This is a genomic window from Pseudomonas sp. NPDC085632 (assembly GCF_044541255.1).
Lineage (GTDB): Bacteria > Pseudomonadota > Gammaproteobacteria > Pseudomonadales > Pseudomonadaceae > Aquipseudomonas.
Genome location: NZ_JBITSX010000016.1, coordinates 70,456 through 88,553 on the forward strand (window position 1 = coordinate 70,456; position 18,098 = coordinate 88,553).

Annotated in this window: 12 protein-coding genes; 4 read left to right on the forward strand and 8 right to left on the reverse strand. The window is 59.4% G+C overall.

What is annotated here, in order from left to right:
- Positions 1–157 precede the first annotated feature (157 nt).
- Positions 158–2,323, reverse strand: a complete 2,166-nt coding sequence (locus tag ACIF4X_RS13490; RefSeq protein ID WP_397482511.1) for an autotransporter domain-containing protein — start codon at positions 2,321–2,323, stop codon at positions 158–160.
- Between the two features lie 199 nt (positions 2,324–2,522).
- The gene (locus tag ACIF4X_RS13495; RefSeq protein WP_397482512.1) at positions 2,523–5,480 is read right to left on the reverse strand and encodes an autotransporter domain-containing protein; all 2,958 of its coding nucleotides are present in this window, start codon (positions 5,478–5,480) and stop codon (positions 2,523–2,525) included.
- Positions 5,481–5,707: 227 nt separating this feature from the next.
- On the opposite strand from ACIF4X_RS13495, the gene ACIF4X_RS13500 reads away from it, so the two are divergent.
- Positions 5,708–7,060 (forward strand): type II toxin-antitoxin system HipA family toxin, encoded by a 1,353-nt coding sequence (locus ACIF4X_RS13500; protein ID WP_397482513.1) that lies wholly within the window; start codon positions 5,708–5,710, stop codon positions 7,058–7,060.
- Positions 7,057–7,335: a helix-turn-helix domain-containing protein gene (locus ACIF4X_RS13505; protein ID WP_095119746.1), complete on the forward strand. Its 279-nt coding sequence runs from the start codon at positions 7,057–7,059 to the stop codon at positions 7,333–7,335. The genes ACIF4X_RS13500 and ACIF4X_RS13505 overlap by 4 nt, the downstream gene beginning before the upstream one ends.
- Positions 7,336–7,367: 32 nt before the next feature.
- Here the strand turns inward: ACIF4X_RS13505 and ACIF4X_RS13510 are convergent, their stop codons facing one another.
- Together ACIF4X_RS13510 and ACIF4X_RS13515 are read right to left on the reverse strand one after the other, a co-directional pair.
- Positions 7,368–8,204, reverse strand: a complete 837-nt coding sequence (locus ACIF4X_RS13510; protein WP_397482514.1) for an amino acid ABC transporter permease — start codon at positions 8,202–8,204, stop codon at positions 7,368–7,370.
- The gene (locus ACIF4X_RS13515; protein ID WP_397482515.1) at positions 8,201–9,022 is read right to left on the reverse strand and encodes an ABC transporter substrate-binding protein; all 822 of its coding nucleotides are present in this window, start codon (positions 9,020–9,022) and stop codon (positions 8,201–8,203) included. Before ACIF4X_RS13515 ends, ACIF4X_RS13510 begins: the two co-directional genes overlap by 4 nt.
- Before the next feature lie 113 nt (positions 9,023–9,135).
- On the opposite strand from ACIF4X_RS13515, the gene ACIF4X_RS13520 reads away from it, so the two are divergent.
- Positions 9,136–10,035 (forward strand): homocysteine S-methyltransferase family protein, encoded by a 900-nt coding sequence (locus ACIF4X_RS13520; RefSeq protein WP_397482516.1) that lies wholly within the window; start codon positions 9,136–9,138, stop codon positions 10,033–10,035.
- Positions 10,036–10,100: 65 nt separating this feature from the next.
- Here the strand turns inward: ACIF4X_RS13520 and ACIF4X_RS13525 are convergent, their stop codons facing one another.
- The 3 genes from ACIF4X_RS13525 to ACIF4X_RS13535 are packed head-to-tail and all read right to left on the reverse strand — an operon-like array spanning position 10,101 to position 11,865.
- Positions 10,101–10,772: a GNAT family N-acetyltransferase gene (locus tag ACIF4X_RS13525; RefSeq protein WP_397482517.1), complete on the reverse strand. Its 672-nt coding sequence runs from the start codon at positions 10,770–10,772 to the stop codon at positions 10,101–10,103.
- Positions 10,773–10,784: 12 nt separating this feature from the next.
- Positions 10,785–11,231 carry a GNAT family N-acetyltransferase gene (locus ACIF4X_RS13530; RefSeq protein WP_397482518.1) on the reverse strand — a complete coding sequence of 149 codons (447 nt, stop codon included), beginning with the start codon at positions 11,229–11,231 and terminating at the stop codon, positions 10,785–10,787.
- Between the two features lie 10 nt (positions 11,232–11,241).
- On the reverse strand, positions 11,242–11,865 hold the full coding sequence (locus ACIF4X_RS13535; RefSeq protein ID WP_397482519.1) for an FMN-binding negative transcriptional regulator: 624 nt from the start codon (positions 11,863–11,865) through the stop codon (positions 11,242–11,244).
- A 92-nt stretch (positions 11,866–11,957) separates the two neighbouring features.
- On the opposite strand from ACIF4X_RS13535, the gene ACIF4X_RS13540 reads away from it, so the two are divergent.
- Positions 11,958–13,511, forward strand: coding sequence for a PLP-dependent aminotransferase family protein (locus tag ACIF4X_RS13540; protein ID WP_397482520.1), 1,554 nt, complete (start codon positions 11,958–11,960; stop codon positions 13,509–13,511).
- On the opposite strand, the gene ACIF4X_RS13545 is transcribed toward ACIF4X_RS13540, so the two are convergent.
- Complete coding sequence (locus tag ACIF4X_RS13545) at positions 13,468–18,072, reverse strand: dermonecrotic toxin domain-containing protein (RefSeq protein WP_397482521.1); 4,605 nt, start codon at positions 18,070–18,072, stop codon at positions 13,468–13,470. The genes ACIF4X_RS13540 and ACIF4X_RS13545 overlap by 44 nt on opposite strands.
- Positions 18,073–18,098 lie beyond the last annotated feature (26 nt).

Sequence of the window (18,098 nt, forward strand, 5' to 3'; positions counted from 1 at the left end):
TGTGCTCCCCTTTTTTTTCATGCGGAATTTGTCTGCATCACATGAGGCCAGGGTGGGAGCGAGCCTGCTCGCGAAGAGGAGTGTCAGTCGATATTTATTCAACTGACAGATCGCATTCGCGAGCAGGCTCGCTCCCACAGTGACGATGTTCAATCCGTCAGAACGCCATGCGCCATTGGCCCATCACGCCGTGAGTGCGGCTGTCAGTGGCCATTTCTCCGGTGAGACCAACGCCGACTGTGTGATTGGCTGAAAGCCCCAGATCGAGGCCGGCATCCACCGACAGGCTGTTTCGATCCAGCGCTGCACCGGCAACCTCAAAGCGTTTGCCACCCTTGACCAGTTGCTGGCGGGTGTCGCTTTCAATCTCGCCAAAGGTGTGTTTCCAGCCGGCACTGAAGCGCGGCGTCAATGTCATGCCGTTATCCAGTCGATTGATTTTTGCCGTACGCAGACCGAAGGTGCTGCTGAGGTTGTCGCGGGTTTGCCCAAAGACTTTCAGCGCCGCATCCCCACCTTTTTCGCTGTAGCTGTCGCGCTGGTAGCGCTGATAGCCGAGGCTGGCAAACGGTTCGAGCGTGGCGTTGTGGCGGCCGACATTGACCGCCAGTTCGGCAAAGGCTTGCTGGGTGTTGGCGTCGTAGCTGCCCTTGAGGCGGTCGCTGAACCCGTTGAAGGCCACCCGACGTTTGCTGTCGCCGTCATGGCTGGCGTAGGTCGCCCCGAGACGCAGTGAGAATGGTCCGTCCTGACGCACGGCGTAAGCACCGAGGTGCCAGCTGTCGAGGTCGCCATCGTATTGCCGGGCGTCCAGTCTGGTCTGCGATTTACCGCCGATCAGGCCGATATGCCATTGCTCATCGAGCCGCCAGTCGGCGCCCATGACCAGACCTTGAGTGGCGTGTTTGAGGGTGCTGTCGAACTCGCGATCGACCTTGCCGCCATGGCCGAGCGCCTGAATCCACACCCGGCCGGAATCGGCAGCGCCAGCGGCCTGACGCGGTGAGTTGCCGGAACCGTACGCAGAGCCGTAACGGCTGTTCAGTTGCTGCATGGCCGAGAGCATGCTCGCACTCACGGGTGTGATGCTGCTCAGGGTGGCTTTGGCGAGATTGGCGTTGCTGCCGGCGGCGAGTTGTTCGATGGCGATGGGGGCGGTGGTTTTGTCGCTGGTCAGTAGTGCGGCAACTGCTGCGTTTGTGGGTTTTAGTGGCGCAGGGGCGGACTGTTCGACGGCCTCGTTAACTTGCGCAGTAAGAGATTCGTCCTGCATTGGCGATGCGACGGACTCTGCAACGAGAGTCGGCGCCGATGGCGGAACTGGAACTGGTGCGGATGCCGTCAATGGTGTTGGCGTTGCGAATGGCGCAGGCGTTTGTGGTTCGACAATGCTGTCGGCAACTGCACGACCGTTGTCTGTCGTGGCAACGCTCGCAAGCGGCTCACCGTTCCGGGCGTAAGTCAGCCCGACGGATTTTTTGTTGTATTGAGGTGTGGCGGTCATAAAGGCGAGGTTGTTAAGGACCTTGCCGAATTCGCCTTCTACCTTGCCGGCTTCGATGATTTTGTACTGACGACTTTGCGGATACTCACCTGGAACGGCAACGACGTTCAGGGTTGCACCTTCCAGCCTGGCAGTGCCTTCGACCTTGATCGTTTGACTGCCACTGGGCGTGACCTCATAAGCCAGTTCGGCGGTTGGGGACAAGCGCAAGTCGCCTTTCACGCGCGGGCTGCCTAGTACCCCGTTGACGGTGAGCAGGCCGGCCACCTCCAGGCTCCCCACAGCGCCTTTACCTGCAAAGCTGCCACCTCTTTCGACATAGACGTCGCCCTTGATGCTCCCCTGGTTGGCCAAAGCGCTACCGCTGTTCACCAGCACGCCTTCCTTGAAGTCTGCCTTCGAACTCAGCGTCCATTCGCCCCGGCTGACGAACAGCCCGTTGAAATTACGCGTGTCTTTCAGCTCGCCGCCTGCCGCTGCATCCAGGAACAGGACGTTATCTCCCTCGCCACCATCCAGCAGGCCGGTAAAGCTTGCGCCGTCCGTGAGCGTGATCAGATCGTTTACAGCGGTACCTTTAAACGTTTCTTCAGCGGTTTTAAAAGCGATGGGTACCGTACTTGGGTCGGTGAGAAATCCCTTGAGTCGTTCAAGCGCCATTTCTTTAGCGCTGGTTTCGGGTAATTCAGTGGCATTCACTACTGCGGTTGAATCAGCGACTTCAGAGGATTGCTGAGCGTTGGCAAACTCTACACAAGCCAGCGCCAGCGAAATGGCCAAAGCCAAGTGTTTTGGTTTTAAAGTGTGTTGACAGGGCATTAGGTTAGGCCTTTTCTGAAAAGAGACCCAACTCTATTGATGCACCCAAAAATCCGATGTCGGCTGCTTCCCGCAGGCTTGCAGGCGACATCGGATCGTTTTGTAGAAAATGACCGCAAGATCCGCAACCAGGATTTTTACTCGGCTAACGCGGTCCTTTTTCCTACAACCATTCAAGACCCCGCCGGCTGTTCAACCCTCAAAAGCTCATCTGCCACTGCCCAATCAGCCCGTGATGGCGGCTGTTGCTGCCGATCTCACCGCTGTATCCCACGCCTAACGTGTGCCGCGCGGAAATCCCCACATCCAGCCCGGCTTCGAGTACCAGGCTGTCACGATCCAGCGAGCTGCCATCGACACTGAAGGCCGTGCCGCCGGTCACAAACGCCTGACGCGTCGAGCTGCTGACATCGCCGTAAGTGTGTTTCCAGCCAGCGGCCATGCGTGGGGTCACGCTCATGCCGTTGTCCAGGCTGCTCAAGTGCGCCAGGCGCAGGCCGAAGGTGCTGCTGAAGTTGTCCTGGATCTGGCCGTCGACTTGCAGCGCGGCGGCGCCACCTTTTTCCTTGTAGCTGTCGCGGTGGTAGCGCTGATAGCCGAGGCTGGCAAACGGCTCGGCGCTGAGCCGGCCGCTGCCCATGGCGTAGCCGATTTCGGCGAAGGCTTGCTGGCTGTCGGCGTCGTAATCGCCCTTCGGACGGTCGCTGAAACCATTGAAGGCGATGGTGCGTTTGCTTTCACCTTGATGGCCGCTGTACGCCGCGCCGAGACGCAGCGAGATCGGGCCGTTCTGATGCAACGCATAGACGCCGGCGTGCCAGCTCTCGACGTTGCCGTCGACGCCGGTCGCGTCCAGATCGGTTTTCGAATAGCCGCCCAGTACGCCCAGGCGCCACGCCGGATTCAGTGACCAGTCGGCGCCCAGCACGCTGCCCTTGGTGCGTTGTTCCAGACCGCTGCTGCCGTGTTCGCCATCGAGCTTGCCGTAGCCGCCGATACCTTGCAGCCAGAGCCGGCCGCGCGCATTCGGATCGTTCAGATTACGCGCCTCGGACGGCACGCCATTGGCCGCCAGCACGGGGGTGTCACCCTGATCGAGACCGACCATCAATCCCGGGCTGCCGCCCATTTGCTGCATCGCCGAGAGCATGCTGGTGCCGACCTGACTGCTGGCGCCGAGGGTGGCGCTGGTCAGGTTGGCGTTGCTGGCACCGGCCAGTTGCTCGATCGCCGCGCCGGCACTGCTTTGGCTGGTATTGAGCAGGGCGTTGTACAACGCATTGTTTTTACCGATCGAGGCGAGGCTGTTGGCGGCGTTGCTGGCGTTACCGGTCGCGGCGAACTCATTGAACGCCACGTCATTGCGGGTGTAGGTCAGGTCGACTTGGGTTGGCGTGTAGGCGAGGGTCGGCGTCAGGAACGCGTAGTCGCTACTGACCTTGCCGAAGGTGCCGTTGACCTGTGCCGCTTGCAGCACGGTGTAGTGGCTCTGCCATGGATAGTTGCCGCTGCCGGGATTCACCGCAAGCGTTGCGCCGTTGAGATTGGCGATGCCGCCGACCTGTACCGGCACGCTGCTGCCATCGGCGTTGACGCCGTAGGCGAGGGTGGCGGTGCTGCCCATGGTCAAATCGCGAACAATCGTGGCGCGGCCGAGGCTGGTATCGGTGCGCAATGTACCGTTGACAGTGAGGCTACCCACCGAACCGCCACCGGCATACACACCGCCGGCGTCGACGCTCAGGTTGCCGGCGATGCGGCCTTGGTTGAGCAGTGTCGCGCCGTTGCGCACTGCGCCGCCATCGCTGAAATCGTCATGGCCGGTCAGCGTCCACGCGCCTTGCTTGACCTCCAGCCATTCGAAGTTGCGACTGGCGCCGAAGCTGCCACCGGCCGCGTCATCCATCACCACACGGTCATAACCGCTGCCGCCATCCACCACGCCGACAAAGCGACTGCCGTTGCGCAAGGTCAGGCTGTCGTTACCGCCACCCAGATCCAGCGCCAGGCCATTGCTGCCACTGATCGTGCCGGCGTTGATGACGTTGTCGGCGAATTCACCGACGAGCTTCACGCCGAAACCGTTGAGGCCTTGAATCGTGCCGAAGTTCTCCAGCGTGGTCGCCGCCAGTCCCGAGCCGCCGCTGCCATCGTCGACCAGAATGGCGCTGTCGGCGCCACTGATCAAAGCGCCGCTGGCGTTGAGAATGTAGCCACCGCCGAGGGCAATACCTTCGCTGCCATTGGCGAAACCGCCCTTGTCCACCCCGCCGGCGCCGACGCCCTGAATGGTCCCGTAGTTTTCGATATGGGCGATCTTGTCGATGTCCACGCCATCGCCATCACCGTTTGCTTGCAAGCCTGAGTAAGCGCCAGTGATGGTGCCGTGGTTGATCACCGTGCCATCGCCGTCGGAGCCGAAACCCGAACCGTTGCGGCCAGTGATCTGCCCGTAGTTGACCAGCGTCGCGCCAAGATCGGTGGTGACGCCGTGCCGGCCACCGGAAATCACCCCGTAGTTGGTCACGCTGACACCGCTCGCGGAGTCGATATCGATGCCGTCGAACTTCTCGTCGGCATTGTGCGAGTCGCCGGTGGAAATCTCGCCATAGTTGCTGATCGTCGCATTGGCGCCGGTCTTTATGCCGTCACTGGCGTCACCGCGAATCAGCCCGCCAGCGCGGTTGATGATGGTGGTCTTCACACCGTCACTGCGTAGCGCATCGAGGTCCAGCCCCTGGCCAGTGGTGGAGCGAATCACGCCGCTGTTGTCGATCAACAGACTGCCGCTGACGAAGTTGCTGTCGATACGCAACGCGTCGTTGGCGCCGAGAATCCGCCCGCCGCTGCGGTTGTAGATCGTGTAGTTGCGCGCCTGGGTCAGGTCGCCGCTGCTGTCGATGGCCCGGCCACCGCTGGAAACGATTTTGCCGGCGTTATCGATCACCACACCCGCACCACTGGTCTTGTCTTTCAGGCTCACAGCCTTGCCGCTGTTGGTGATGCTGCCCGGCGCGGAAATCGTCAACGTGTCACTGCCGCCCAGCGTTTGCGCTGCAGTGGTGGCGGTGTCGATCTGCACGGTTTTAGCGTTTGCCGATGTAGCAGCGATCAACAGGACAATGGCGAGGGACAGGCGCTGAGGCGGGAACGGCATGGTCGGACGGCCTTTTTGTTATAAGCAGGCCGTCCTGTATAGCGAAGGGTTTTTACAGAATGATGTCGATGGCTTGTCTGCATTGTTTTGCATTCAGATCTGATAGCTCAGTGATTAATCTGCATTTTGTTGCAGATTTAGACGTTCTGCTGGGCTTGAAATGCACTATATTGCATCTATCAGCAACAAAAGCTCTGTTGAATGCATTTAAATGCAGGTGAGAAAGCATGTATGACCTGACCTTACAGATATTCACGGCGGGTAAATGGCAAGACGCGATGATTCTGAGCTTCGACGATCCTGATAAGGGTTTCGAGAGTCGCAGCAGTTTTGGTTACGAGACGACCTACCTTGCTGAAAATATTGACGCCATGGGCTCTGCGTTTTCCAAGGCCGTCAGTGCGTTGTACCCACTGGATTGGGACGGCCATCGTTCCAAAACGCCGGCATTTGTGCACGACATTGCTCCCGCAGGGGCAGCCAAACGCTTTTTGCTTGCGCGTCTAGGTCAAGAAAAACCGGCGAACATCAGCGCCGATTTATATCTGCTCGGTCGCAGCACGCCAGCCCCCATCGGCAATATGCGCATAAAAGAGTCGGCCGAGGTGATCGATGAGCGCAAGCCAATCGGATTCAAGCGTGAGGATGTCATCCAGCGTGACAACCGCTTTCTCGAATATGCCTATGAGCTGGGTGCGGCAATCAGTGGAGCTACCGGCGCGGGTGGTGAAGCGCCGAAGCTTTTATTGGCCGAGAACAAGTCTGGTCTCCTATATCCCGATGCCGTATTGGATGACGACAAAGTCAGACAGCACTGGTTTGTGAAATTTGCCAGAAACAGAGGCGGTCTGACCGATCAAGACATCCTGCGAAGCGAATTTCATTACTACAAGGCGCTTCAGAAACTCGGCATTGAAACGATCGCGGCCGAAGGCTTGGCGCTGGAAGAAGCGAACAAGCCAAGTTTGTGGATGCAGCGTTTTGATCGCAAGGTGAGCGATGGCGAGGTAAGCCGCTTGGCTGTCGAATCGATTTACTCGCTGGCTCAAGTGTCGACACCGGGAAGTGCGATGAACCATATGGAGGTCATCCACATGCTCGCCGGCCTCTGGCGCAGAGCAGGGCAGGCCAGTCAGATACCCGCTCTTGTGACCGACTACTTACGCCGGGATCTGATCAACAAAATCCTTGGTAACTCGGATAACCATGGTCATAACACCGCGATCATTCGTCAGGCAAACAACTTTCGCCTGGCGCCGATTTATGACTTGGCACCTATGGTCATGGATGACGAGGGCGTGACCCGCACGACCAAGTGGCCAAGAGATCTGGAGCGAGCGGGAGACGTCGATTGGCGTGGAGTTTGCCGCGCATTGGCGGACATTGCTGAACCGGATGACCCACTGGCAGCGCTATGTGATGCGCCGGCTCTTTTCGAACGATTGCGCGAAGATGCCCAACGTCTGGCGGCGCTGCCAGACATATTGACGGCCAGTGGTTTGCCCGACAGAACCATGAACCACCCAGGCATTCATCTGAAAAATCTGGAGCAACGCTTGAAAGAGTGGGATCTGCAATGAGCATGACGGTAGCTGAGCGCACGGTGCTCATCGAAAGCATTCAAGAGGCGCTGGCCCAAGGGACACTGGAGATCGGTGAAGCCGTTCGCCGTTTGCGCGTGGAAGTGACCGGTCTGCATCAGACCCAGTTTGCGAAGATGTGCAAAATATCGGTGCGCACGCTGGTGCATATTGAACACGGCGAGGGCAACCAGACACTTAAATCGTTGAATGCAGTGTTTCGTCCGTTTGGCCTGAAAATGGGCGTTGTGCGGGTACGCCGAGAGACCAATTGAAACCCGACGCAGCCCGCAAGGTGCCGATCCCCCTAGCTCCGCCGCACGTAAGCCTTGCCGTAATGCCGCTCCATCCGCGCCTGAATCAACTCCAGGCCAATCGACATCAGCCAGTAAATGATCGCCGCCGTCGTCAGCATTTCGATGTAGCGGTAGCTTGAGCGCCCGTATGACTGGGCGAGAAACATCACTTCCCAGACGCCCATCACCGAAATCAGCGACGAGTCCTTGAGCATCGAGATGAATTGGTTGGTGGTGGGCGGGATGATCGTGCGCATGGCTTGCGGCAGGGTGATGCGCCAGAAAATCACCGTCTCGCGCATCCCCAGTGCCAGCGAAGCTTCGCGTTGGCCGTGGTCGACACCGAGGATGCCGGCACGGAAGATTTCGCTGAGATAAGCACCGTAGTTCAACGACAGGGCAATGATGCCCGCGACGATGGCGCCAGGCACGATGCCCAGTTGCGGCAAGCCCAGGTAGATCAGCAGGATCTGGATGAGCAGTGGCGTGCCGCGAAAGAACGAGGTGTAAAAACTGGCGATGCCGAACGCCACCGCGCTTTTCGACAGGCGTGCCAATGCCGTGATGAAGCCCAGCAGGGACGAGGCGACAATCGAGCACAGACACAGGAAAAGCGTCAGCGCCGCGCCTTGCAAAAAGCCATTGGGCGCCAGGTGCAGGCCAAGCAGATTGGGCAGTTTGTCGAGGATGATCGAGAACTTCAGGTCGAAGCTCAGGAAGAACCCGGCGAACAGGCAGAACAGCGTTGCCCAGGTCAGGTACAGCCGCGTACGAAAACCGAACAAGCGTTGCAGGCGTGATTCAGCCACCGGTTGCGGTCGCTGTGGAGGTGTCGGGAAAGAAGTCATTGGCTGATATCAGCGCCGATCCATTTCTGCGACAGCTGGCTCAGGGTGCCGTCCTGTTTCAGTTGCGCGAAGACTTCACGCACCTTGGCGTCCCATTGCGCATCACCCTTTTCGATGGCCACCGAGTTCGGCTCCGAATACAGCGGCGCGCCGGCCAGTTTGAAGCGTTTGTCTTCATTCAGGCGTGGCTGCGCGGTGACGAGGTTGGTGAGGATCGCATCCAGGCGCACGCCGGCGCCCAGGCCCAAGTCCTGGAAGGCGACATTGTCGGTGTCGTACGGCGCGATCTGCACATCGTCGAACGGGTACTGCAACTGCGTGTCTTCGGCGCCTTCGATGACCAGGTTCTTGTTCAGATAGCTTTCGTAACTGGACGCGCTGGTGAGGCCGACTTTTTTGCCGCTCAGATCCTTGGCGTCGTGGATCCGCTCATCCTTGGCGTTGACCACGATAACTGCCGGCGAAGCGTAGTACTCGACCGGGAAATCGAACACTTCGGCGCGGGCCTTGCTCGGTGTCATCGAGCAGATGCAGATATCGTAGCGCCCGCTCCAGCGGCCGGCGGCAATGACGTCCCAGGACGGCGTTTCCAGTCGCAGCTTGACGCCTAACTTGTCAGCCACGGCTTTGGCGACATCAACGTCGAAGCCATCAAGCTGGTTCTGGTCATTGAGAAACGAGAACGGTGGATAGCTTTCCATCAGCACGCCGACCAGTTCTTTCTTTTGCTCGATACGGTCCAGCGTGGTGCCACCAAAGGCTTGCGTGGAGGCGGCCAGAATGGTCAGGCCCAGGGCCATTAGCGGTTGAAATTTCACAGTCGATCCCTGAGCAAAAAAGAGGTTGTTATTAACCGGATGGTGCGTATTAAATAGTTATAAGAACGACTCTGATAGTGAGTTATTTTCATAAGCATATGAGTGAAAAGCATATGGGCGCAGGAAGCACGATTATTCTCGATGGCGGCATGGGCCGTGAATTGCAGCGCGCCGGGGCGCCATTTCGCCAGCCGGAGTGGTCGGCGCTGGCGTTGAGCGAAGCACCGCAAGCGGTCGAAGCGGTACACGCCGCTTATATCGTCAGTGGCGCCAATGTGATTACCACCAACAGTTATGCCGTGGTGCCGTTCCATATTGGTGAGGAGCGCTTCGCCGCTGAGGGGCAGGCGCTGGCCGCGTTGGCCGGTGAGTTGGCGCGACGTGCGGTGCAAGCCTCGGGGAAATCCGTGCGGGTTGCTGGCTCATTGCCGCCGCTGTTTGGCTCCTATCGTCCGGATCTGTTCGAGGCCGCCCGAGTGACCGAGTTACTGGCGCCCTTGGTCAATGGCCTGGCCCCCCACGTTGATCTGTGGCTGGCGGAAACCCAGAGTTCGATCATCGAGGCGCGAGCCATTCACGCCGGGTTGCCGAAGGATGGCAAACCATTCTGGCTGTCGTTCACCTTGAAGGATGAAGACACCGATGAAGTGCCACGCCTGCGCTCTGGAGAGCCAGTTGCCGAAGCCGCTGCGGTCGCGGCTGAGTTGGGCGTCGAGACGTTGCTGTTCAATTGCAGCCAGCCGGAAGTGATCGGTGCCGCGATTGATGCCGCGCGTGACACCTTCGAGCGTCTAGGGGTGAAGATAAAGATTGGCGCTTACGCCAATGCGTTTCCGCCTCAACCAAAAGAAGCCACGGCCAATGACGGACTCGATCCGCTGCGCGAGGATCTTGATCCGCCGGGTTACTTGCACTGGGCAATTGACTGGCAGCAGCGCGGTGCCAGCCATTTGGGTGGTTGCTGCGGGATCGGGCCGGAACACATTGCGGTGCTGGCGCAAAAACTGGGCTGAAAACAGATCAAAAGATCGTCCGAACGCGGCCCGAGCCTTCGGACGATCTTCCGCTTTTTAGATAATCAGGAACGGCACTCAACCAAGCCTTTCACCTGCCCGTCGGACGTCTGATTTTCATCCGACAGCCACTGCTCGAAACCTGCCGCAATCGCCGGCCACTCTCCATCCAGAATCGAATACCACGCAGTGTCGCGGTTCTGCCCCTTGACGACCATGTGCTGACGGAACACGCCTTCGAAGCTGAAACCCAGACGTTCGGCGGCGTACTTGGAGCGGGCGTTGCCGTTGTTGCATTTCCATTCGAGGCGGCGGTAGCCAAGGTCGAAGGAGTGTCTGGCCAACAGGTACACCGCTTCGGTACTTCTCGGCGAGCGCTGCATCGGCGCGCCAAAGGTGACGTGGCCGATTTCAATGCGACCCTGGGCCGGGACGATCGACATCAGGCTGAGAATGCCTTGCACCTGATTGGTCGCGCGGTCGATAACACTGAAGAAATACGGGTCGCTGGCGGCCGCGTGGTTGTTCAGCCAAGCGTCGAAAGTGCGGCGTTCCGGAAAAGGTCCATAGGGCAAGTAATCCCAGAGTTTCGGGTCGGCGCCGGGGCCTTCGAGGGCGGCGAACAATTCGTCGCCATGGCGCGCCGGGTCGAGTCGCTCCAAGCGAATGAAGCGACCTTCGAGCAGCGTGGCGGTGGGGGCGGGGGCGCCTTTCCAGTCAGCCAGTGAAGTGGTCATGTATGCGTCTCCTTAAATGGCTTTGCGAAACTGGATGAAGCCCGGGCGTTCAGCGATGCGCTCGTAGAGCTGGATCGCGGTGGCGTTGGTTTCGTGGGTCAGCCAGTGCACTTTGCAGCAGCCGTCAGCCTTGGCTGTGGCGTAAACGTGTTCGATCAACAGGCGGCCAACACCGCTGCCGCGAGTCTCGGGCGCCACCAGCAGATCCTGCAGGTAGCAGGAGTTTTCGATGCTCCAGTTCGAGCGATGGTAGATGTAATGCACCATGCCCACGGCTTTACCGTCGGCCCACGCCAATGCTGCGTGGGTTGGTTCGCTCGGGTCGAGAAAACGCTGCCAGGTACTTTGCGTCACCGCTTGCGGCAGTTCGGTGTTGTAGAAACGCAGGTAAGCCTGCCACAGCGGCAGCCACGCGGCGTGGTCGTCGGCGCTGACCTGGCGAATGTCGATCTGACTCATGGTGATTTCCTTAGCGCATCAATCGGGCGAGGGTTTGATCATTGATTTCCGGGCTGGCAGCGAGGCCTTCGCGCACGCCGGCAATGTCTTCGGCGCTGCGGTTCTGGCTGAGTTTGCGCTTGCCTTCGAGCCGGTCGATGGGCATGGCAAAACCGACGATGGCCTTGAGCATGCCGTCGATGTAATCGGCGGGCGCATCGTCGACTGACCACGGTTGCACGCGACCGGCCTCATGGCGGTTGGTGAGGGTGCTGACGATGTCGAGCAAACGCCCACCATCGCTGAAGGTTTCGGCGTGACCATAGGCGTGCACGGCGATGTAGTTCCAGGTCGGCACAACTTTGCCGTGCTCGGCTTTGCTCGGGTAAAAGCCCGGGCTGACGTAGGCATCGGCGCCGGCGAAGATCAGCATGGCTTCGGCGCCGTCGCGCAGGTCTTTCCACTGTGGATTGGCGCGGGCCAGGTGCCCGTACAGCGTGCCGTACTCACCTTGTTCGCAATGCAGCAGCACCGGCACATGGCTGGCCTGCAAGCCACTTTCGCCGTGGGTCACCAGAATGGCGAGGCGAGTAGCAAGGATCAGTTCGTGCAATTGGGACAGGTCTTCGATGGCAAAGGCGCGTGGCGTGTACATGGACAGATTTTCCTTGGCGAATGCCTGCATCGTAGGCAGGCTATTGGTCTGTTGTAAGAGCCATTGATGAGCAATTTCATAGGTCCATTGTCATGACCGATTCGCCGACGCTATCCATGCCCTTCAACCCTGCGGGTATCGAGCTTGATCGCCGTCAGGGTTTGAGTCGTCAGCTCTATCAGGCTTTGCGTCTGCGGGTGCTGGATGGGCGGTTGGCGAGTGGTACGCGGTTGCCGGCCAGTCGCGATCTGTCGGCGGCGTTGGGGATCTCCCGCAACAGCGTGGTGCGCGCCTACGATCAACTGTATGCCGAAGGCTTTATTGAAGGTCGGGTGGGGGATGGAACTTACGTCGCCCAATTGATGCCAGTAGCGGCCTCGGCGGAAAAATTATCCACAAAAGTATCCACAGGGTTTTCAACAGGCTTACCCACAGCCTTATCCACAAATTGGCTGGATTTACCTGTGATTCCATCCAGTAAAGTTATCCACAGCGAGACTTTTTCGCGCATCGAAAAGAACCATTTGGCTCGGCCACCGAGTGGTCCGCCGCGAGCGTTCAGGGTGGGTGTTCCGGCGTTTGATCTGTTCCCGTTCGAAGTGTGGGCCAAGCTGAATGCGGCTTTCTGGCGCAAACCGGATCTGGAGCAACTGTGTTACGGCGATCCGTCCGGCGATGCGCGCCTGCGTGCAATGATCGCTGCCTATTTGCGCAGTTCGCGTGGCATGCAGTGTTCCCCTGAGCAAATTGTGATCACCAGCGGCGCACAGCAAGGCATTAGCCTTTGTGCACAGTTACTGGTGGAGCCGGGCGATGGCGTGGCGATCGAAAATCCGGGCTATCGCGCCGCTGGTCATGCGTTCGCGGTGGCGGGAGGTCGTTTGCACGGGATTGCCGTGGACGAGGAGGGCATGGACTGCTCGGCGTTGTCGACCACCGGCGATTGTCGGGTGGCCTATGTGACGCCCTCTCATCAGTACCCGACCGGCGTGGTGATGAGCCTTGCCCGACGCCTCGAACTGCTCGCCTGGGCCGAGCGCACTCAAGGCTGGATCGTCGAGGATGACTACGATGGCGAATACCGCTACACCGGTGCGCCGCTGGCACCCTTGGCGGCACTCGATCGACAGGGGCGGGTGCTGTATGTCGGCACCTTTGGCAAGGTTGCGTTCCCGGCGTTGCGCCTCGGTTATCTGGTGCTGCCCCCGGCGTTGGTCGATGCCTTCTCGCAACGCCGGGCCGTCGATGTCCGGCATTCCGAGGTCAGTACCCAGGCAGTGATGGCCGAGTTCATGGCGGCGGGACACTTCCAGCGGCATATCCGACGCATGCGCCGCGCCGCCCTGAGCCGTCGCAATGCCTTGCTCGAAGGTTGGCCGACCACCATTGCCGGTGTGGGCGACTTGCCCGCCGTCTCGGCCGGGCTGCATCTGACCGTGGCCGTAAACAGCATCGAGCGTGAGCAGCAACTGATTGCGCAGGCTGCCGGCGTCGATGTGGAGATCAACGGCTTGAGCAGCTACTGGCTGCCTGATTCCACCACGCCTCTGAACCAGCGCGCCGGGTTGGTGCTGGGTTTTGCTGCAGTCCCTGAACCGGCGATCAAAGCGGCGTTGATCCGGTTGCGGCAGGCGTGGCAGGTGTGAGAAACAGCGCTCGCGCAGACTTGTCGGATATACCGCTTCGATGGATTTCGATCAGCGCCTGATTGCTGAGAAACCGGGGCTCATAGGCCCCGCCCATAAGTCGCTGAGCTACGGTTTTCATATGCCCTGGGGGAAACGGCGTGACAGGGGCTTTCACGCTGCTGTAGTGAAAATGTGCGTAGCACAAGACCTTGTGGGTGTGAGCGTCGCGTATTTCGTACTCGTCGAGGAAACCCAGGTCTGGACCTTTGAGCCGGCGTCGATGCACGGTTTGTGAGGTCCTCACTTCACCCTGTTCTTTCAACCACTGGACCCCGGCCGCCGTCGGTGGCTGTTGCTTGACCATCCTGACCCGGGAGCTGGTGCCTTTTTCGTCAAGGGCGTTAGCGGCCTCATCAAGCTTGTGACCGAGTTCTTCGGTTGGCTTTTTGAGGTCGGCAGTCAGATTGCTGGCGGTCAATGCTTTATCGATATCCGCGTTGGCCTCTCGCAAGGTGGCGGCATGCATGTGGTATTGATCCTCGATCTCGACGGGAATCCGTGGCCCGCGTTTGAGCTGAGCCTCGATACGCCGGTGGAATACGGCCAAACCATCGAGCAGGGCCTGGCCTCCCCGGATAGCACTATTCAGGGTGGTGCCGGTCTTGGGCGGCTTGGGTTTTCGGGGGCGCTGCTCGACCCAGACACCGGGTGACTCTTGCTTGAATGTTGCAATGACCCCCGTCAGGGTCGTTCGTACTTCCACCAGGTCGGTATCTTGACTTTCAAGGCTCTTTTTGCGATCACCGACCAGCGTGCCCCTGGATCTGGTTTTGATGATCTGGCGCGTCGAGGATGATGCAGATTTCGCTCTGGAAGACCCAGGTCCCGGTTCCAGCAGGTCCCTGTAGCGCAGCCACTCGACCAGCTTTTTATCCGTGTGGGCTTTGAACGCGACTACCCGGCTACGCACATGCGCCAGTCGCCCGGTGTTGATCTGTTCCGGGTAGTCGATGAGCAGATCGCCAAAGCGTTGATCGATGGAGGAAAACCGCTCGGCAACATTGCTCAAGACGTCCGCGCGTGCGCGCAGATTGTCCAGGCTTTCATCGGCGGTCAGGTTCAGGGTGCTCTGGATACTCAACGCAGCGTCTTCGATGAGATTGGCCAGTGTCTGATAGGCGTTGGCGCCAGCCGCGGTGTTACGTGCCTGGATGCAGATCTCCTGGCCGAGACTTATCTGCAAAAGTTTGAGATCGTTCAGATCGTATTTGGGCAACGCCTTGCGATAGCTTTTAACCACCTCGACTGCTTTTTTCCCAAACGGCATCAATTCGTCAAAGCGGGTGTCGGCCAGCTCCATTTTTTCTATGATGGCTTGGGCCTGATCGGTCATTTCTTCGAAGATCTGAACAAACGCCTGTGGCGCGAAACCGGCTTCGTTTGCAAGCATCACCTCCATCTTGTTCCGGTTGGCCTGGAACTCTCTGGAATGCAGCTCGAGCCATTCCTGGCCGAGAAACAACTGCATCTCCAGTCGCTGAATCATCACTTCCCGATAATTGGGAATGGGTTGTTCTTTATGCAGCGCCTTGATTTGTTCGACGCTCGTACCGTACGCCTTGCGTTGTGATTCGAGCGTAGCCAGATACTGCTGGCGGGCCTGCGCTCGGGCTTCGGGGAGCGCCTTATCAAAGGCGTCGTGGTCGGTGTCACGTTGAACCTTCTTGGCTTCCATCGTGGCGTCAAAAGCGCTGATGTCGGCGGTCAATTGTATCGCGTCCATTTTATTGACCTCTTGAACCTCCAGATGAGCGCTGTCGAGTCCGCCACCTCGCAGGCGCAATCGAAGGTCGATCACCCATTCACCGCCGGCGGTGCGGTACAGCAGCGGTCCGTTACGCGGCGGTTTCTGGCGAGAGTCGATGATCTGGACCTCGGCGTGGTCATTGATGATGACTTCGAACCAGCGTTGGCCCACGGAGGCGAACCATTGTTGCTGACGTGGATACAGGTGCCTGTGCGTGCCCTCACTGGCGGCAGTGCCGATCCCTCTCGGTTTGGCGATCTGGAAACTGTCGAGCAGCGCGGCCAGTGCGACGGGCGATCGTTTCAGCGCAGTGAAAGGGTTGACCACCCTCTCATGCGTGATGGGCAGTGCGGTGCTGGAGATGTCCGCCAACTGCAGCGGTTTGCTGACGACGATGTCGGGTGTGGCCGTCGGAGTGGGTTCTTCCTGCGGGATCGATTCGCGGATTGGCTGGTCACCCACCGCTGCGCGATGGGCGAGGACCATGCCCAACGCCAGAAGAATGTCGGCCAGAGCTGTCCAGGCGATCTTGCCGGTCTGCTCATTGGCGACGTCACTGACCTCTTGCAGGTCGTCCATGATCTGCCATATCCACGCGGCTGTGCCGACGCTACGCCCGAGGAACGGCAATGCTGCGTTGAATATCATCCAGCCGCCGTGTTTGAGCGTGGCCCAGCGTGCCTCTGCATCAGAGACGGACTGGCGGTCGGCCTGGGTAATGACAGCCTGCACGTTGCTGTTGTGCAGGGTCGCCAGTGCATCGTATCCAATCGTTGCTGCAGCCAGTGCCACGGGGCCGGACATGTCGAGGGCGGTGAAGGGGTTCACCAGCGATTGCGGGATCGTCCAGACCGAAGGCAGTCGGGCAGTGAAGACGAACTGGCTGTAATTGAAGCGCACATCGTCCGGCAACCAGGCCAGCACTGACTCGCGCAGGGGTTGCGAGTGCTGGATCTCGTACAGCAGATTGGCATGGGAGGGAAACTGCATCAGCGCCATTTCGAACAGCGGCCGGTAAAGCACGCACGGTCCTTTATCCACTTCACGCGGGCCGATGACGAACATGTTGTTGACGGTATCCGCCTGTGAACGGCTGCGATGGGCCTTGAACGCCAGCGGACGAATGACAATTTCTTCGCGATCGACATGACGTTCATCGCCGTTGCTGGCCAATGCGGCAACGACATAGCGGTAACCCTGCTCGGTAATGCCGGCCTTGCCTTGTATCTTGTGTTGCAACGCCAGCAGCGGCAGCTCGACGGGCAATTGGCTAGTGTATAGCCCTTGCAGCGCTGCCGCTTTCTCGCTGTTGTCGACCAGCAGGTTTTGCAGGTACGCCGGGTAGCTCTTGCCGATATCGACGCTGCTCACCAGTTGTTCCAGGTAGCTTGCGGTCATCCACTCAGGCAACACGCTGCCGTCCTTGTAACGTACGGTTTTATTGCCCATTGGCTGCCCCGCGAGGTTCTGCAGGGCAAGCTCCATGAGCGACAGCGTCTGGGTCTGGGTATTGCCCGGCAAGACGAACGTGCCCCAGACCACCAGGCTGGTGATGCTGATTTCGATATCATCGATCTTCACCTCGCCGGCCAGCGGATGATCCTTGAGCATCTGTTTTTTCAAGGCATCACGGGTGAAGGCTTGCAGGCTGATGACTTCGCTCTGGAAGGATTTTCCCTTGTTTGTATGCTGCACCACGGTCAGGTCCAGCAGGTGCCGGCTGTAACGGGTTTGGTCGGCCGGGGACGCGCTGTCGAGCCAGGCTGGCAGCATCGGACGCAGACGATCGATATGGGGTTTGAGGCGCGGTGTCGGCTCTCGAGGATTACCAATAGTTCCGGTATGCGGGTAATGCTTGCTGGCGTTCGCGCCCTGGAAAAAATTGATCGCACCCAGCGCCTCGGCTTCCAGGGCGATCAGTGTGCAGGCCTGATAGTCGAAGAAATTGCCCTGCGGTTCGACCAGGCGCCATTTCAGGCCGGCACCGGAGGCGCCTTTCCAATAACGGCTCGGCAGGGCTGCACCGAGTTTTTCCAGCGACTCGAAGTTCTCGAATCCCTGAATCACCGAGTAGGTCATGATCAGGGTGCGCTCGCCGGCGGTGCCGATCAGCACTGCCGTATCGAGCAGGGTCACGTGGGTCTGGTCATCACCTTCGCCGTGGTCCAGATCGATCAGGCAGGCGCGGGTCTTGTAGGTGTCGGCGGGCAGCCGCCGGGTTTTGTCCGGATGCTTGTAGACCGCCTCGACCATGGCGCGCTGGTCGGCATCCCAGCCAGTATTCGCGTCGACCATCCATAGGTTGTGCAGGGCCTGCGACATTTGCTGCCAGCGTGGTTGTCCCGGGTAAGTGAAATCGTCCCAGTAATTGACCTGGTGTTCCTTGTAAGCAATGAACAGCAACGGCGCCAGCTCATTGAGCAACTTGCCGATCGCGCTGATTTTCACCGGTAGCTGGATGGCTGAGGGCAGATCCGGCTGCAAGGTCAGATAATGTTCGCCTTCGATATACGCCACCGTGGTACCGGAGAGGCTCAGGCGTACTAACGTGTCGGTCAGCGATTCGATCAGGTGACGGCCAGGGACAACGCGATCATCTTCAATGACCCAGGTGGGTCTCACGACCATGGCCAATTGCGGGTCGAGATCGAGGTCCGGGTAAAGCGTCTTGAGTGTCGGGCGCAATGTTTTCGAGGCGACTTCTCGCAGCGAAGGGCCGGTCACCAGTTGAGTCACGATATCGACGGCGCTGGGCGAGGGGATTTCGGGCATGGGCAACTCCTGCTCTGATGGGCTCG

Excerpts from the sequence above, each read along its gene's own strand:
- ACIF4X_RS13490 (WP_397482511.1), bottom strand. The coding sequence starts at position 2,323 with ATGCCCTGTCAACACACTTTAAAACCAAAACACTTGGCTTTGGCCATT.
- ACIF4X_RS13495 (WP_397482512.1), bottom strand. The coding sequence starts at position 5,480 with ATGCCGTTCCCGCCTCAGCGCCTGTCCCTCGCCATTGTCCTGTTGATC.
- ACIF4X_RS13500 (WP_397482513.1), top strand. The coding sequence starts at position 5,708 with ATGTATGACCTGACCTTACAGATATTCACGGCGGGTAAATGGCAAGAC.
- ACIF4X_RS13505 (WP_095119746.1), top strand. The coding sequence starts at position 7,057 with ATGAGCATGACGGTAGCTGAGCGCACGGTGCTCATCGAAAGCATTCAA.
- ACIF4X_RS13510 (WP_397482514.1), bottom strand. The coding sequence starts at position 8,204 with ATGACTTCTTTCCCGACACCTCCACAGCGACCGCAACCGGTGGCTGAA.
- ACIF4X_RS13520 (WP_397482516.1), top strand. The coding sequence starts at position 9,136 with ATGGGCGCAGGAAGCACGATTATTCTCGATGGCGGCATGGGCCGTGAA.
- ACIF4X_RS13525 (WP_397482517.1), bottom strand. The coding sequence starts at position 10,772 with ATGACCACTTCACTGGCTGACTGGAAAGGCGCCCCCGCCCCCACCGCC.
- ACIF4X_RS13530 (WP_397482518.1), bottom strand. The coding sequence starts at position 11,231 with ATGAGTCAGATCGACATTCGCCAGGTCAGCGCCGACGACCACGCCGCG.
- ACIF4X_RS13535 (WP_397482519.1), bottom strand. The coding sequence starts at position 11,865 with ATGTACACGCCACGCGCCTTTGCCATCGAAGACCTGTCCCAATTGCAC.
- ACIF4X_RS13540 (WP_397482520.1), top strand. The coding sequence starts at position 11,958 with ATGACCGATTCGCCGACGCTATCCATGCCCTTCAACCCTGCGGGTATC.
- ACIF4X_RS13545 (WP_397482521.1), bottom strand. The coding sequence starts at position 18,072 with ATGCCCGAAATCCCCTCGCCCAGCGCCGTCGATATCGTGACTCAACTG.